General features: G+C 63.5%; 15 protein-coding genes. 2 read left to right on the plus strand and 13 right to left on the minus strand.

The features are described from left to right. The first annotated feature begins 42 nt into the window (after positions 1-42). Entirely contained in the window at positions 43-408 is a 366-nt protein-coding gene (locus tag AC0L2O_RS22065; protein WP_473371174.1) for a VanZ family protein, read from the plus strand. Between the two features lie 44 nt (positions 409-452). Here AC0L2O_RS22065 and AC0L2O_RS22070 read toward each other — a convergent pair whose 3' ends face one another. From AC0L2O_RS22070 to AC0L2O_RS22130, 13 genes are all read right to left on the minus strand, one after another. After that, positions 453-899: a CHRD domain-containing protein gene (locus AC0L2O_RS22070; RefSeq protein WP_473371175.1), complete on the minus strand. Its 447-nt coding sequence runs from the start codon at positions 897-899 to the stop codon at positions 453-455. A gap of 124 nt (positions 900-1,023) precedes the next feature. Next, entirely contained in the window at positions 1,024-1,338 is a 315-nt protein-coding gene (locus AC0L2O_RS22075; RefSeq protein WP_473371176.1) for a hypothetical protein, read from the minus strand. A gap of 121 nt (positions 1,339-1,459) precedes the next feature. Beyond that, the gene (locus AC0L2O_RS22080) at positions 1,460-1,906 is read right to left on the minus strand and encodes a hypothetical protein (RefSeq protein ID WP_473371177.1); all 447 of its coding nucleotides are present in this window, start codon (positions 1,904-1,906) and stop codon (positions 1,460-1,462) included. Positions 1,907-2,057: 151 nt separating this feature from the next. Then, positions 2,058-3,785: a chemotaxis protein gene (locus tag AC0L2O_RS22085; protein WP_473371178.1), complete on the minus strand. Its 1,728-nt coding sequence runs from the start codon at positions 3,783-3,785 to the stop codon at positions 2,058-2,060. A 5-nt stretch (positions 3,786-3,790) separates the two neighbouring features. After that, a complete protein-coding gene (locus AC0L2O_RS22090; protein ID WP_473371179.1) occupies positions 3,791-4,882 on the minus strand; it encodes a protein-glutamate methylesterase/protein-glutamine glutaminase in 1,092 nt (363 codons plus the stop codon). A 17-nt stretch (positions 4,883-4,899) separates the two neighbouring features. Next, positions 4,900-5,754, minus strand: a complete 855-nt coding sequence (locus AC0L2O_RS22095) for a CheR family methyltransferase (protein ID WP_473371262.1) — start codon at positions 5,752-5,754, stop codon at positions 4,900-4,902. 135 nt (positions 5,755-5,889) lie between these two features. Then, on the minus strand, positions 5,890-7,695 hold the full coding sequence (locus AC0L2O_RS22100; RefSeq protein WP_473371180.1) for a methyl-accepting chemotaxis protein: 1,806 nt from the start codon (positions 7,693-7,695) through the stop codon (positions 5,890-5,892). A gap of 55 nt (positions 7,696-7,750) precedes the next feature. Next, positions 7,751-8,239 (minus strand): chemotaxis protein CheW, encoded by a 489-nt coding sequence (locus tag AC0L2O_RS22105; protein ID WP_473371181.1) that lies wholly within the window; start codon positions 8,237-8,239, stop codon positions 7,751-7,753. 66 nt (positions 8,240-8,305) lie between these two features. Then, positions 8,306-10,000 carry a methyl-accepting chemotaxis protein gene (locus AC0L2O_RS22110; RefSeq protein WP_473371182.1) on the minus strand — a complete coding sequence of 565 codons (1,695 nt, stop codon included), beginning with the start codon at positions 9,998-10,000 and terminating at the stop codon, positions 8,306-8,308. A gap of 37 nt (positions 10,001-10,037) precedes the next feature. After that, complete coding sequence (locus AC0L2O_RS22115; RefSeq protein WP_473371183.1) at positions 10,038-10,499, minus strand: chemotaxis protein CheW; 462 nt, start codon at positions 10,497-10,499, stop codon at positions 10,038-10,040. After that, positions 10,499-12,565, minus strand: coding sequence for a chemotaxis protein CheA (locus tag AC0L2O_RS22120; RefSeq protein ID WP_473371184.1), 2,067 nt, complete (start codon positions 12,563-12,565; stop codon positions 10,499-10,501). The genes AC0L2O_RS22115 and AC0L2O_RS22120 overlap by 1 nt, the downstream gene beginning before the upstream one ends. Continuing rightward, complete coding sequence (locus AC0L2O_RS22125) at positions 12,562-12,927, minus strand: response regulator (RefSeq protein WP_247985556.1); 366 nt, start codon at positions 12,925-12,927, stop codon at positions 12,562-12,564. The genes AC0L2O_RS22120 and AC0L2O_RS22125 overlap by 4 nt, the downstream gene beginning before the upstream one ends. Next, the gene (locus tag AC0L2O_RS22130) at positions 12,927-13,250 is read right to left on the minus strand and encodes an STAS domain-containing protein (RefSeq protein WP_473371185.1); all 324 of its coding nucleotides are present in this window, start codon (positions 13,248-13,250) and stop codon (positions 12,927-12,929) included. Before AC0L2O_RS22130 ends, AC0L2O_RS22125 begins: the two co-directional genes overlap by 1 nt. A gap of 273 nt (positions 13,251-13,523) precedes the next feature. Between AC0L2O_RS22130 and AC0L2O_RS22135 the strand changes: the two genes are divergently transcribed. Continuing rightward, on the plus strand, positions 13,524-14,660 hold the full coding sequence (locus AC0L2O_RS22135; protein ID WP_473371186.1) for an HD-GYP domain-containing protein: 1,137 nt from the start codon (positions 13,524-13,526) through the stop codon (positions 14,658-14,660). Positions 14,661-14,734: the final 74 nt, after the last annotated feature.

Raw genomic sequence — 14,734 nt, forward strand, 5'->3', positions numbered from 1 at the left:
CTTTGGAGAGCGGCAGGCCGCCCGAGCGGCTATGATAATGCAATGCGTCGCAACCATCTCATCGCAGCCGCGGCCATCTGCCTCGCGCTGATCGTCTATGCCACGCTTGCCAGGCTCACAGGCAGGCCCGCGCTCATGGGCCACGCCGAAGCCTATTGGGTCGTCGTCATCGAGCGCTTCAGCGCTTACGGCCTCCTGGGCTTCCTTCTTAGCTTCCTGCTGCCGGGACGGTTCGCTTTGGCTTGCTCTCTCGTCGTCGCCGTCGCCGTGGGACTGGAGCTCATGCAAGCGCTGACGCTCGACCGGCATCCGGGCTTCCTTGACGTGCTGCAAAAGGCGGCGGGAGGCACCGTGGGCGTCATCCTCGCGCAGACCATCCTGGCCTTCTTGCCGAGACCACCGTCCTAGAGCGCCGAGAGCTCCGATCACCGGCGAGGCACCGGAGCCGGCTCTTACTTCATCATCTGCCCGCGAAGCTCACCACCCGGATTCATGGCCGTGTGAATGTTCGCGTACCACTTTCCAGCCAGCAAATCCGTCGCCTGATTGTCCGTGAGAGTCGCGCTGCCCTGGATCGGGCTCTGGACGGTCTTGAAGGGCAGCACGATGCCGGCGTTCTTGCCGGCCTCCACGGGACCATGGAAGTGTGCCCCCATCACGGGACCCGTCAGGCCGGCATAGGTGACCGTATAGGTCAGGGTTTTCGTCTCGGTATCGTAGGTCGCTTCCGCCCTGCCTGATCCGGACGAGTTGTTGGGAGGCACTTCATTGCCGCCTTTGAGGTCCGCCTGCAGCTTCACGACCTCTGCGCTTGCCGTTGCGACCGTCGTGAAGACCAGTCCACCCAGCATCGCCGTTCCTAAAAGGGTCACGCAGACCCGATGGTTGGCCTTCCTCATTGCATCCTCCTTGCGGGCTCTCAGGCCCGTGCGGGTTGGAACCCCGGCCGCAGCCGTAAATTCCAGATGCCGATTTATGCCTGATTCGAGACAACCATCGCGGGAATCTCGACCCCCGGCCGCGCTACCCTCTAACGGATCTGCTTTGTGTGGCTGAAGCCGACCGGCGCCCGCTGAGGAACTCGTTGGGCGTGAGGAGTTCGGCCATCTGCCGGTGCGTCGCCTGGAGTGCCTCGATGGCGCTATCCAGATCAAAATCCGCCTCGCGGACCGACGCGAAGAACTTCGCTGTCAGCGCCAGGTCCAGTTTGACACGGGTCGCTCCATCGCGACTTTTGCGACGATCAAGTGATAGGTGAATGGCAAGCACTCTGGCCTCGCTGCTGGGACAGTCACAGAGTTTCGCGAGTTCGTCGTATGTCATCCAGATCTGAGGCATGCTCTTCCACCACCCTTGCTCCGCCGCAGATTAGGTTTTCATGTCTAAAGGCTTCGTTGGCGCGGTGCGCTGGTTGCGGAGCTTCGCCGCAACAGCGTCAACGCAGCACTAAAACGGGCCGCTAAGACACTGGTGCCCTGGGCTGCGCCAACGGATGGTGCGGCCGCGACCGGTTGTCGAGGCCCTTGGGCAATTTGTCGGCATTGAGCTTTACCACCGCGCATCTGGCGTCCGCCGCCGGCACCTCTTCCTGGCTGTAGATCAGCGTTGCCTCGAACTTGATGTCAGGCGCTTCCCTGGCCGTTCCCGAACAGGTCGCCACCGCACCGCTGCACACGCCGGAAAGCCTGACCTCGAACTCGTCCGGACCAAACACGCTCGCGGGGCCCTCGGCATGCCGTTTCACCGTCAGGACGCCCGTGAAGCGTTGCTGATCGACCTGATAGGAGCCGCCGTAAGTGAAGAAGCTGTCGCGACCCGTGATCCGGCCCTCGACCAGATCCACGAGGCCGGTGCCCTGGCCACGCTGGGTCCTGAACCAGGCAGCGTATTTGCCGTCTCTCAGCATCAAAATACCCGTCGTAGAATTCAGACGGTATTTGCGTCGAACTCTGGGGCGCGACAATGGCTGATATAACGCGCGTTGCACCACGGTTAACCGCCTGCAAAATCGATTCGTCAAATTGACGATGTCGCACGCGCGACGCCGCCGAGCGCCATCAAAACAGTTCTATGCCGTCGCCCGCGGGCTCGACTGCCTCGACACGGCGCGCGGCGGCGGTCGACCCCAGCCCGAGAGTTCGCAGGAATTCCCGGTGGACCTCCCGCTCGCACGCCATTGTGTAACGCGCGAACAGATCGTCGAGCATAGCCACGTCTTGCGGCTCGGGCCGTTGCGCGCCCGCGACTGCGCCTGCAATCTCGAGGCGCGCGGCAACGGCGGGCAACGCCGCAGAGCTTTCGCCGAGCGAGCTCATCAGGCCCTGCGCCGAATTTATCAGACCTTCGAACTCAGCGCCCTCGTCGACGAGCTCGCTCATCAGCTTGCCGAGCCGCTGGTTGCCGGCCTCGACCTCGCGGAGCGCCTGCAGGATCTGCGGCTCGAGCTTGGCAAGCTGGGTCGGATCGCCCCGAACGCGCAGCTCCTTCAGGTCGTTGGCGCAACGCTCGATGTCGTCGAGCACGGGCCGCAAGCGCGCGGCGCCCGCCGAGACCTGGTCGGCGGTCGCCTTGAGCTCGTTGGCAATGACGACAAAGGCGCTGCCGCGGCTGCCGAGATGGCTGGCCTTGAGCCCTGCATTCATCCCGATCAGCGTAATGTCGACGGTGGCCTCGGCCAGCCCCGCGATCGCCTGGCGGAATTTCGCCAGAGTGTCCTCGACCATCGCCAGTGCATCGTCGACCGCGCGGCCGGCGCTCTCGCATGTCTCGATCAGCGTGGAGGCCTGCGCCAGCGTATGCTTGATGCGGGCCAGGAACGATGACGAGCCGCCATCCTCTCCGCCGAATAGCGAGCGACCGTGACCGACGACGCTGGCCGCATCGTTCAGGATGCTCGACAGCGCCCGAATGATTTGGCCGATGTCGCCGCCGAACTCGCGCTGAGCGTCCCTGAGCTGGGCTGCCTGCAACCGGCAGATCACGCGCCCGCCATCATCGCTCTTAATCGGCTCCGGGACCAGGCTCGGCCCGGACCCAAATGAAAGTCGCAGCCCGTGACAGACATGCTCGAGGCGCTGACGCATGCTGTCGCCAGCCTGCAACGAGACGATCGCGCCGCCGACGGCCTCGGCGATCTTCCTGGTGCTGCCGCTGGCGAGGTCGGCCAAGTGGGTGCTCCTGCTGCGCTGGTCGCGCAGGCCGGAATGGGCGGCGCCGAGCTCGGCGCTCTCCGCGATCAATTTGTTGCCGTAGCGGCTCTCGAATTCCTTCTGCCGGCCGGATGCGGTCGCGACCGCCTCCGAGAGACGCTGCTGGTCCCGCGCGCAGCCCTCGATCGAGTGCTGCACGGCCTTGCCGAGATCGTAGGCCTCCTGCGTGAAGGCGAGAAAGCCCTCGCGATCACCGTCGAGCGAAGCCGCCTCGATCCGCGCGCTGCGCGCGATGATGGTGATCATCTGGATATGCTTGAACAGCGGCTTGAGCAGCGAAGACGCCTCCACCGTGCTCTTGCCAATCGCCGTGAGCAAAGCGCTCTCGGCCGGCAGCGCCTGCGCGAGTTCGGTGAGCCGCGCGGCGATCTCCTTCAACGCGGCCGCAGCACCTTCGATCTCGGCGCCGGACAGTTCCCGGGATAGCGTCGCGAGACCCTGATTCAGCTCCTTGAAGATGATGTGGCCACGACCGAGCTCCTGGCCGACGCGCGCAAAGACGTCCTCGATTCGCGACGAGACGTCCTCGACCGCAGCGATCGCATCCGTCAACGTGCTGGCCGGGATGGCAGACATCGCGATCAACCCGCCACCGCCGTGTGCCCGGCCTGATACCAGAGCATGATTTCGCGCGGGATGTGGTGCAGCGAGACCACCTTCTCGACCCCGCCATGGGCGATGGCTTCCTTGGGCATGCCGAATACCACGGAGCTTTCCTCGTCCTGCGCCCGCGTCGAGGCGCCGAGCTTGCGCATCTCCAGCATCCCGCGCGCACCGTCGTCACCCATGCCGGTCATGATGACACCGAGCGCATTGGCGCCGGCGTGCTGGGCCGCCGAGCGGAACAGCACGTCGACCGATGGACGATGGCGCGACACCGGCGGGCCGTCCTTGATCGCGATCTGGTAGCGCAGGCCGATGCGCTGGAGCAGCATGTGACGGGCGCCGGGCGCGATATAGGCCCAACCCGGCAGCACCGCCTCGCCGTCCTCAGCCTCCTTGACGCGGATCTGGCAGACGCCGTCGAGACGCCTCGCGAAGGCCGCGGTAAACCCTGCCGGCATGTGCTGGACGATGAGGATGGGCGGACAATGCGCCGGCAGCATCTCGAGGACATCGTTGAGCGCTTCCGTTCCTCCCGTCGATGCACCGATGCACACGATGCGCTCCGTCGTCGGTCGAACCCTGCCCTGCACCGGCGGCGGGATGATGGCGTCCGCTGTCAACTTCTTCTCGATCACCCGGCGCTCCGTGCGCGCACGCACGCGCGCGCGAGCCGCCGATTTCACGGATTCGCGCAGCCGCGTCGAGCATTCGAGCAGCGCCTGCCTTGTGTCGATCTTCGGCTTGGGCACGATGTCGACGGCGCCCGCCTCGAACGCCTCGAACATCACGTCGGACCCTTCCTCGGTGAGCGAGGAGCAGATGATCACGGGGATCGGACGCTGCGCCATGATCTTGCGCAGGAACGTGAGGCCGTCCATACGCGGCATTTCAATGTCAAGAATGATGACGTCAGGCAGCTCCTGCTCGAGGCGGCGCACCGCGACAAACGGATCCGAGGCCGTCGCTATCACCTCGATCTCCGGATCCTCGCTCAGGATCGTCAGGAGGATTTGGCGCACCGACGCCGAATCGTCCACGATCAGTACGCGAACTTTCTCCTTCGACATTTTTGGTTGGGCTCCAATCAGACCTGAAAAATGGTGGGTTGAACCTGCTTCAAGCCGGGAATGGCACTGTGGATCATGGATTCGGAGTGCCCGACCAGCAAATAGCCACCCGGCCGCAAATGGCTGCAGAGTTGCTCGACCACCTTGCGCTGCGTGGGCTTGTCAAAATAGATCAGGACATTGCGGCAGAAGATGATGTCGACGTCCCGATCCACCGGATAGGACCCATCCATGAGATTCATCCGCATGAAGTGCGTCATGCGCCTGAGCTCCGGCACTACCCGCACTTCGCCGCGCGACTTGTCGCGCGAGAACAGGAAATATCGCTTCAGGAAGTGCTCCGGCACCGGCGCAAGCACGTCGCGGGTGTAGATCCCGGTCTTGGCAAGGCGCAGCACCGCGGTCGAAATGTCCGTGCCGAGGATGCGAAACTGAAATTGCGACCCGCTGCGGGTCATGTCATCCAGCACCATCGCCGTGGTATAGGCCTCCATACCGGTGGAGCTCGCCGAACTCCAGATCTTCAGCTTCGCGCTCTTGCGCCCGTGCTGCTTCAGCAAGGCCGGGACGGCGGTGTCCCTCATGAAGGTGAAATGCTGCGGCTCGCGGAAGAAATCGGTCTTGTTGGTGGTCACCACATCGATGAGATGGGTGAGCTCTGCCTCGAAATGGTCGGCCTCGAACAGATTGTCGACATATTCATTGAGATCGGAGAAGTTCAGCGCGCGAACGCGCTTGTGCAGCCGTCCCTCCAGCATCAGCCGCTTGCCCTGCGGCAGCTTGATGCCGACCTGGCCCTCGATCAATTCGGCGATGGTCCTGAAATGACGGTCCGACAGATGCACGGCCGTATCCTGCATGGCAGGCATCATCGCTGCCAACTCCGGCCCGAGATGGCCGCCTGCATCGAAGATCGGGCCATACGAGCCATCCCAAGTCCTACGCGTCAACACAATTTCCGGACGCGGACCAGACGCCCCGCAACGAGGCGCCGGTCCGCGAAAATCCTAGCGCTGGAAATCGGCGTCCCGATCGTCCTCGCCCTCGTGCATTTCGAAAGCGAAGCCGCCGCCACCGGCAGCCTTCACGGCGCGCACCGGCTTGGCTTGCGGCTTCCGGGCCGGGCGCTCGGCCGCTGCCATATGCGCGGCCTTGCTGCGCAACTGATGCACCGCCCGGTCGATCGGCGCAGCCGCTTGAGTCTTTACGGCCTGTTCGATGCGGAAATAGGCGATGGTCGACTGCAGCTGCTCGGCCTGGGATGCAAGCTCCTCCGACGTCGAGGACACCTGCTCGGACGCGCTGGCGTTCTGCTGGCCGACCTTGTCGAGCTGCTGGATCGCCTGGTTGATCTGGGCCGAGCCGACGTCCTGCTCGCGGCAGGCTGCCGTGATCTCCTCCACCAGCTCAGCGGTCTTCTTGATGTCCGGAACGAGCTTCGCAAGCATCGAGCCCGCCTCCTGCGCGACCTTGACGGTTTCGACCGACAACGTGCCGATCTCGGCGGCGGCCGCCTGGCTGCGCTCGGCAAGCTTGCGCACTTCGGAGGCGACCACCGCAAAGCCCTTGCCGTGCTCGCCCGCGCGTGCGGCCTCGACCGCGGCGTTGAGCGCCAGCAGGTCGGTCTGCCGCGCGATCTCCTGCACGATGGTGATCTTCTCGGCGATAGTCTGCATCGCATTGACGGCGCGAGTTACAGCGGCGCCGCTGGCTTCGGCATCCCTGGCCGACTGGGCGGCGATCTTTTCGGTCTGGTTGGCGTTGTCGGCATTCTGCTTCACGTTGGAAGCCATTTCCTCCATCGAGGAAGAAGCTTCTTCCGCCGAGGAGGCCTGCTCAGTCGCGCCCTGAGAGAGCTGCTCCGCGCTCGCAGAGAGCTCCTGGCTGCCGGCCGAGACGTTCTGCGCCGCGGTAAGCGCGTCCGAGACGATCTGGCGCAACTTTTCGACCATGCGCTCCAGCGCGAGGCCGAGCGTATCCTTGTCAGACAAGGGCTTTGTCTCGGTGGTCAGGTTACCCTGCGCAATCTCGTTGGCAATTGCAGCAGTTGCGTTCAAGTTCGCCGTCATCGCGTTCAGCGACTTGATCAGGTCGCCGACCTCATCATTGCTGACGACGTCGATCTTTTGGCTAAGGTCGCCGATCGCAACCGCGTCGGCGAGATTTACGGCCCGCGACAAGGAACGGCTGATATTCACGGCAATCCAGACGGCGGCAGCGATTGCAATCACGAGCGAGGCAAGAACGAGCGCGATCAACAGCATCTGGGCATGCGCACCATCCAGCTTTGCCTGCTCGGTGCGCGCGGCCATGGTGCTCTTGACGTTGGCGATATAGTCGCCCATGGCATCGATGGCTGCTCCGCCGGCCTTTTTATTTTCTGTTGCAGAACGCTCGACGGCCTTTGCCTTGTCGACTTTGACCAGCCTGATTGTCTCGTCCTCGGCCGCGTTCATGTTGAGATCGGCGGCAGCAAATTTTTCGAGTAATTTCCTGCCGTTTTCCGATGCGAGCGCGTAAAGCTCATCCTTTTTCTTGGCGATCGACGCGCGCACCGCCATGATCTCGGAAATGTTTCGGTCCGTCTCGCTTTCGGAAGGAGCCATGATGGCGTTCTTCTGAGCTCGCACCTGCATCAGGATATCCTTCTGCAGATCCTCGCCCCGCTCGATGCGACCTGACGCCGCCACAAGGACATCGGTCGTCGCGACCATGTCGGTCAGCTTCATGTACGCAACACCGCCCGCAATCATGGAGAGCAGGATGATCGCGCCAAAGGCGCTCGCAAGCTTGGCTTTGACTGTGAATCTCATGTCAATCTCGTTGGTTCGAATGGAGGTTCTTACGCTTGCTGCACTAAGTCCTGGATCAGGCGGCACGGGACGCATCAGCCGCCGCGTCGCGTCCTTCCGGAATCTCGTCGTTGGCCATCAGCTTGGCGAGGTCGAAAATGACGACAAACTTCTCGCCCTTGCGGCCGATGCCGGCGGCATAATTCGACTGCCATTTGCCCCCCACCTCGGGGATGGGCTCGATGGCCTGCTCGTCGATATCGGTAACCTCGAACACGCAATCGGCGACGAACCCGACGCCGACCAGGCGATCCTTCATCGGCACGTCGAGAATGATGATGCGGGTCGATTCCGTCGCCGTGACGCTCGGCAGACCGAGCTTGATCCTGAGATCGACGATCGGATAACCGCTGCCGCGCACGTCGATCATGCCAAGCAGGAAATTCGGCGCATGCGGCAGGCGCGAGATCGACCGCATGTCGAGGATTTCCCGGACGTTCCGGATGCTGATGCCGAACGTCTCGCCGGCGAGCCCGAGCGTCAGGTATTGCGAGGTTTCGGCCATGATGCGTTCCCGCAGTCAGAAGTGTTGGGAATGAGCGCGGTCCGGCACGAAGCCGGACCGGCGGGGCTAACGCTGAAATTCGGCGTCGCGATCGTCCTCGCCACTTTCCATGTCGAAGGCGAAGCCGCCCGCGCCGCCTGCCGCTTTGAGGGCACGCGCAGGTCTCGCGTTGGGCTTCTTGCCGCCGCGTTCGACGGCCGCCATGCTGGCAGCCTTGGCGCGGAGCTGGTTCACCGCGCGATCAATCGGCTTTGGGCCGGCCTTGGCTTTGCCTGCACTCTCCTCGATGCGGAAGAACGCAATGGTCGACTGCAACTGTTCGGCTTGCGAGGCGAGCTCTTCCGAGGTCGAGGAGACCTGTTCGGAGGCGCTGGCATTCTGTTGGCCGACCTTGTCGAGCTGCTGGATCGCCTGGTTGATCTGAGCCGAGCCAACGTCCTGCTCGCGGCAGGCGGCCGTGATCTCCTGGACCAATTCGGCGGTCTTCTTGATGTCGGGCACGAGCTTGGAGAGCATTTCGCCGGCTTCCTGCGCGACCTTGACGGTTTCGGTCGAGAGCGTGCCGATTTCGGCAGCGGCGGCCTGGCTGCGCTCGGCGAGCTTGCGCACTTCCGAGGCGACCACCGCAAAGCCCTTGCCGTGCTCGCCCGCGCGTGCGGCCTCGACCGCCGCGTTGAGGGCGAGGAGATCGGTCTGACGCGCGATCTCCTGCACGATCGTGATCTTCTCCGCGATCGTCTGCATTGCATTGACCGCCCGACCGACGGCGGCGCCGCTGGCTTCGGCGTCCCTGGAGGACTGACCCGCAATCTTTTCGGTCTGGTTGGCGTTGTCGGCGTTCTGTTTCACGTTGGAGGCCATCTCTTCCATCGAGGAGGACGCTTCCTCGGCCGAAGACGCCTGCTCGGTTGCGCCCTGCGAGAGCTGCTCGGCGCTCGCGGAGAGCTCCTGGCTGCCGGCGGAGACATTCTGGGCCGCGGTGATGGCTTCCTGCACGATCTGGCGAAGCTTCTCGACCATTCCGTTGAGCGATGTCACGAGGTCACCGACCTCATCGTTGCTGCTGATCGCAATGGTCTGAGTGAGGTCGCCGCCAGCGACGGCACCGGCCAGACCAACGGCTCGGCCGAGCCCGCGAGCGATGCTGATCGATATCCAGAGCGCGGCGCCGATTGCGACCAGTAGCGATACGGCAACGATCGAAAGCAGAGTGACTTGAGCGCGCTGGCCCTCCTCCTTCGATTCCACTGCCTGCTGCGCCATTTGCTTCTTGGTCAGCGCCACATAGCCGGAGATCGCGTCCAGGGCATCGGCCACCACCTTGCGTCCGTCGTGCATCGAACGATCGGTTGCTTTTGCCTTGTCGGACTTCGCCAGTCGGAAGGATTCTTCCTGATAAACATTCATTTTCGCGTAGGCAGCGGCGAAGACATCGAGTTGCTTCTTGCCGTTCTCGCTGGCAAGTGCGTAGACCTCGTCTCTGGTCTTCAAGTTCCCGTCGCGAATCTTTGCGGCATCGGCCGCAAATTGCTCAGCATCGGCTTCCGTGCCCATGATGGCGTTCTTTTCGGCGCGAACTTGCGACAGAATGCTCTTTTCGATCTCACCCGCTTTTTCCATCCGGGACGCGCGAAGGATCATGCTGTCCTCGGTCGCCATCATGTCGGCAAGCTTCACATAGGCCACGCCGCCCGCCACTCCCGACAGGACGATGATCACACCGAACGCGCTTGCCAGCTTGGCCTTGACCGTAAATCTCATCTTCAGCCCCTTTACGTCCCCTCGCCGGGACACGAATTCAATTCAGGATGCGTTCCATGTTCGGAACGATGACGAACTCTTCACGCCACTTGGTGATGAAGCGGATGAACTCCGGCTTCCAGTGCATCCCGACGCGCGGTGTCTGCTGCACGTCAGTTTGCGAAATCTCCGTGACCTCGTACACCTTGTCAGCGGTCACCCCGACCAGCACCGGCTCGTTGTCGATCTCGATCTCGATGACGACAATCCGCGTCTCGGCAGAATTTTCGCTTTGTGGCATGCCGAAGCGGATGCGCAGATCCGCCAGCGGAATGACGTTGCCGCGCACGTTGATCACGCTGGGAACGAACGATCGCGCGCCCGCCACCTTCGTCACCGGCACGGGATCGATGATCTCGCGTACGAGCCCGGCATCGAGGGCGAACTTCTCCTCGCCGAGCCCGATCATCACGACCTGCATCGCGTCGGCCTGATGCTCCCCGGCCTGCCGTTCGTTCATCACGCCGCCTCGCTGATGTGTTTTTCCACTTTCGACTGCGCCAGCGCCACGAGCTGCGTGACGTCGAGGATCAGCGCCGCCGTACCGTCGCCCAAAATCGTCGCGCCGGAGAAGATCGTGACGTCGGAGTGCAGCTTGGAGAGCGACTTGATCACGGTCTGGTGGTTGCCGATGATCTGGTCCGCGACGAGCCCAACCCGGCTCTCGCCGGTCGAGATGATGATGGTCTTCTGGTGACGGTCTGGCGTGCCAGATGCGGACATGATGTCGCGCAAGCGCAGGAACGGCACGAGATTGCCACGCATGTTGAGGAAGTTCCGACTGCGCGAGCGCTCGTTCTCGGCGGTCAGCTCGACGCACTCCTCCACCGCCGACAAAGGGATAATGTAGCGGCCCTCACCAACGCGGATCAGGAGGCCCTCGATGATGGCGAGGGTCAGCGGCAGGCGCAGCGTCACGGTGGTGCCCTGCCCCGGCCGCGTCGACAGATCGATCGAGCCGCGCATGTTCTCGATGGTGCGCTTGACCACGTCCATGCCGACGCCGCGGCCTGACAGCGCCGAGACGGTCTTCGCCGTCGAGAAGCCCGCATGGAACAGGAACTGGTGGATCTCGTGATCGGACAGCGTGGCGCCCGGCGCGATCAGCCCCTGCTCTTCCGCCTTGGCGCGGATGCGCGCCGTGTTGAGGCCGCCGCCATTGTCCTTCACGGTGACGAGGACCTGGGCGCCGGAATGAACGGCGGCGAGCTCGATCCGGCCCTGCTCGGTCTTGCCGGTGGCGGCGCGGGTCGCCGTATCCTCGATGCCATGATCGATGGCGTTGCGGATCAGGTGCACCAGCGGATCGGCCAGGCACTCGATCATGGTCTTGTCGAGCTCGGTGTCCTCGCCCGTGGTGACGAAATCGACCGGCTTCGACAGATCGCGCGACAAATCGTGCACCAGGCGGCGGAAGCGGCCGAACAGCGAACCGATCGGCACCATGCGTGCACCCATGGTGGTGTCGCGCAGGCTGGAGGCGAGACGCTCGATCTCCTCGGCGATCATCTTGATCGAGAGGTCGGAGCCGGACGCGGCAAGCTGGGTCAGCCGTGCCTGCGCAATAACGAGCTCTCCGACCCGGTCCATCAGCTCGTCGAGGCGTTCGGCCTGAACGCGGACGGTGGCGATACCGCGCTCATCACGCTTGCCCTCGGGCTTCGGCTCCGGCTTCGATTCGGCTATGGGCTCCGCCTTTGCGACGGGCTGCACTGCGGCCGGGGCAGCAGCCTCGACGACCGGGACGGACATTTCGGCCGCAGGCGCCGGCTCGTCGTCGAGGAGTTGAAACAGCGGTGCCGGCGGTGCTTCGAAATGTGCCAGCGGCCCAAGCGTCAGCTTCATCTCGTCCTGGACGAACATGAAGACGTCGTCGATCGCGTCCTTGTCGCAGGCGGCGTGAAGCTTGACATCCCACTTCAGATAACAGTCTTCCGGGTCCATCTCGTCGAGGAACGGGATGCCCTCGGTAATCGGCACGACGAAACAGGGGCCGAGCTTGCAGAGATCTTCCAGCAGATCGAGCGGGTTCGAGCCGTTGCGCAGGATGTGGGATTCGAATTCCAGGCGAAGGTGCCAGCCCGCCTGCTTGCTCTCGGCGGGGGCCAGCGGCGGCGCTTCGACGGTCACGACAACCGGAGCTTCAGGCCGATCGGAGAACACGAAGCGCTTGAGGTCGTCGAGGATCCCATCACCAATGACATCGTCGGTCGACCGGGGGTCTTCGATCAGCGCGCGGATATAGTCTTTGGCTGCAAGCGCGACCGAGATCAGTTCCTGGGTCGGCTTGATCTCGCCTTTGCGAACGCGATCGAAGGCGGTTTCGAATTCATGGGTGAAGGAGGCGACCTTGTCGAAGCCAAACATCGCGCCCGAACCCTTGATGGTGTGCAGGGCGCGAAAGGCGGAATCGACCAGTTCGCGGTCGTCGGGACGCAGGCCGAGGTCGAGCAGGGCCCCTTCCAGGACCTCGAACAGCTCGCTCGCTTCCTGGCGAAAGATCTCCGTCGGGTCCATGGTGCTCATGCACGCACCAGCTTGGCGACGACGGCGAGCAACTGCTCGGGCTTGAACGGCTTGGTGATCCAGCCGGTGGCGCCGGCGCTTTTGGCTTCCTGCTTGACCGTGTCGTTGGATTCAGTGGTCAGGAACACGATCGGCATGCCGACCGCGCCCGGCAGCTTGCGCAACGCGCGGATCAGCTCCAACCCGTTCATGACAGGCATATTGAGATCGGTGATGACGAGATCGAGCTTGCCGGCCTGCGCCTTGGCGAGCCCCTGCGCGCCGTCGCCGGCCTCGATCACGCTGTGGCCGGCCGGCTCGAGCACGACCTTGATCATCTGCCGGATGCTGGGAGAGTCGTCGACGGTCAGAATCGTGGCCATCAGGTGCCATCTTTCTTTTGCAAAAAATGCTGATCAATCGTCGCCTCGGTTGCGAAGCCAGCGCGGCGAAGAGTGTTGCGCAGTGACTGCGAGAATGACGTGAGCACGACCGGACGGCCCTGGGCCTCGCCGGTCTTAGTCGTCGATAGCAACAGCTGGATCGACGTCACGTCGGCCTTGTCGACGTTGGAGCAATCGATCTCGAGCCGGTCCTGCCGGCCGAACGCCTCGCGGACCTGGTCATAGACGCTGCGGATGGCGGCGATACTGCAATCTGCGGGCAACCGCAGCGACCACTTCGGCTCGGTGGCATCACGCGTCATTCGTCCCCCCAAGTCCCCGTATCGGAGTGCGTGCAACCACGAATCCGAAGCAACCGATCTTTGACGCGGAGAGTGTGCAAAGTGCTAACGGGCGCGCCCGTACAACTACGGCTGATAAGCCGATAAAACTCCCGTCTGCACGTAAGCGTGCATAGCGACTCTCATCTGACGCGTTTGCTTCAAGCATTTCTCGCGGACGCACGTTTGCTCCGTATTAAACCAGCGGCGCTATTGCTCCACGATGCCTCGCCCTTCCAACGAGCCCGGCCGCCGATGCTGACCCAAGCGCTCCTGATTGATGACAGCCGCTCTGTCCTCAATTTTCTGAAACGGCATATCGAAGCGGACGGCTTGGTCGAGGCCACCACCTTCCTCGATCCCATCGAGGCGCTGGTCTGCGCGCGGGAGCGCGCCTTCGACCTCGTGCTGGTCGACTACGAGATGCCGCATATGGATGGCATCAGCTTCATCCGCATCTTCCGTGCCCTGCCCGGCTGCGCCGACGTCCCGATCGCGATGATCACCTCGCGACAGACCGACGACATCAAGATGGAAGCGCTGCAGGCCGGCGCAACCGACTTCTTGCCCAAGCAGCCGCAGAGCGTCGAGATGACGGTGCGCCTGCGGAACTTGGTCCAGCTGGGTGCAGCCGTGCGCAAGCTCAACGATCGCGCCGCGCATCTGGCCGGCGAAGTCGCGGCCGCGACACGCAAGCTTGGCGAGCGCGAGGAGGAGATCATCCTGCGGCTCGCACTCGCGGTCGAATACCGCGACAACGACACCGGCGAGCACACGTTGCGGGTCGCCCGCTACAGCCGGGTCATCGCCGAGCAATTGGGCCTGCCGCCCCGGCTGTGCCGCGACATCTATCTCGCCGCACCCCTGCACGACGTCGGCAAGGTCGCCATTCCCGACCATATCCTGCTCAAGCCCGGCCGGCTGACCGATCAGGAGATGGCGGTGATCCGCACCCATGCGGCGATCGGCGAAAAGATTCTGGCCGACTCCGGTTGCGAGCTGATTCAGCTCGGTGCGCAAATTGCCGCAGGCCATCACGAGCGCTGGGACGGTGCGGGCTATCCGAACGGCCTCAGGGCGGATGCGATCCCGGTCGCCGCGCGCGTGGTCGCGGTCGCCGACGTCTTCGACGCCCTGACCACGCGACGGCCGTATAAAGAACCGATGCCGCTGGAGGTAGCGCGCGCCTATCTGATCGAGAACCAGGGACGGCAGTTCGACCCAGCCTGCGTCGAGGCCTTTTTGGCGCGCTGGGATGAGGTGGTGGAAATCGCCACCGGCCAAGGCGGGACATCGTTGCAGAGATCCGAAGCTGCCCTGTCACCCCTCATGGAAGACGTGGCGGGAAACTGCCGGGCCCCGAACCACTCGCCCGATCCCGCTGCGGTCTGATATCGCGCATCGGGTGGTGTTTGCTTCAACTCCGCTTTCTGCCATCGCGGGTCTGAACCTGTTCCTGCTAGAGT

This window comes from Bradyrhizobium sp. Kon10, from assembly GCF_055807395.1.

Bases quoted from the DNA above. Each gene is read 5' to 3' on its own strand.
- AC0L2O_RS22065 (WP_473371174.1), top strand. From the start codon at position 43: ATGCGTCGCAACCATCTCATCGCAGCCGCGGCCATCTGCCTCGCGCTG.
- AC0L2O_RS22070 (WP_473371175.1), bottom strand. From the start codon at position 899: ATGAGGAAGGCCAACCATCGGGTCTGCGTGACCCTTTTAGGAACGGCG.
- AC0L2O_RS22075 (WP_473371176.1), bottom strand. From the start codon at position 1,338: ATGCCTCAGATCTGGATGACATACGACGAACTCGCGAAACTCTGTGAC.
- AC0L2O_RS22080 (WP_473371177.1), bottom strand. From the start codon at position 1,906: ATGCTGAGAGACGGCAAATACGCTGCCTGGTTCAGGACCCAGCGTGGC.
- AC0L2O_RS22085 (WP_473371178.1), bottom strand. From the start codon at position 3,785: ATGTCTGCCATCCCGGCCAGCACGTTGACGGATGCGATCGCTGCGGTC.
- AC0L2O_RS22090 (WP_473371179.1), bottom strand. From the start codon at position 4,882: ATGTCGAAGGAGAAAGTTCGCGTACTGATCGTGGACGATTCGGCGTCG.
- AC0L2O_RS22095 (WP_473371262.1), bottom strand. From the start codon at position 5,754: ATGATGCCTGCCATGCAGGATACGGCCGTGCATCTGTCGGACCGTCAT.
- AC0L2O_RS22100 (WP_473371180.1), bottom strand. From the start codon at position 7,695: ATGAGATTCACAGTCAAAGCCAAGCTTGCGAGCGCCTTTGGCGCGATC.
- AC0L2O_RS22105 (WP_473371181.1), bottom strand. From the start codon at position 8,239: ATGGCCGAAACCTCGCAATACCTGACGCTCGGGCTCGCCGGCGAGACG.
- AC0L2O_RS22110 (WP_473371182.1), bottom strand. From the start codon at position 10,000: ATGAGATTTACGGTCAAGGCCAAGCTGGCAAGCGCGTTCGGTGTGATC.
- AC0L2O_RS22115 (WP_473371183.1), bottom strand. From the start codon at position 10,499: ATGAACGAACGGCAGGCCGGGGAGCATCAGGCCGACGCGATGCAGGTC.
- AC0L2O_RS22120 (WP_473371184.1), bottom strand. From the start codon at position 12,565: ATGAGCACCATGGACCCGACGGAGATCTTTCGCCAGGAAGCGAGCGAG.
- AC0L2O_RS22125 (WP_247985556.1), bottom strand. From the start codon at position 12,927: ATGGCCACGATTCTGACCGTCGACGACTCTCCCAGCATCCGGCAGATG.
- AC0L2O_RS22130 (WP_473371185.1), bottom strand. From the start codon at position 13,250: ATGACGCGTGATGCCACCGAGCCGAAGTGGTCGCTGCGGTTGCCCGCA.
- AC0L2O_RS22135 (WP_473371186.1), top strand. From the start codon at position 13,524: ATGCTGACCCAAGCGCTCCTGATTGATGACAGCCGCTCTGTCCTCAAT.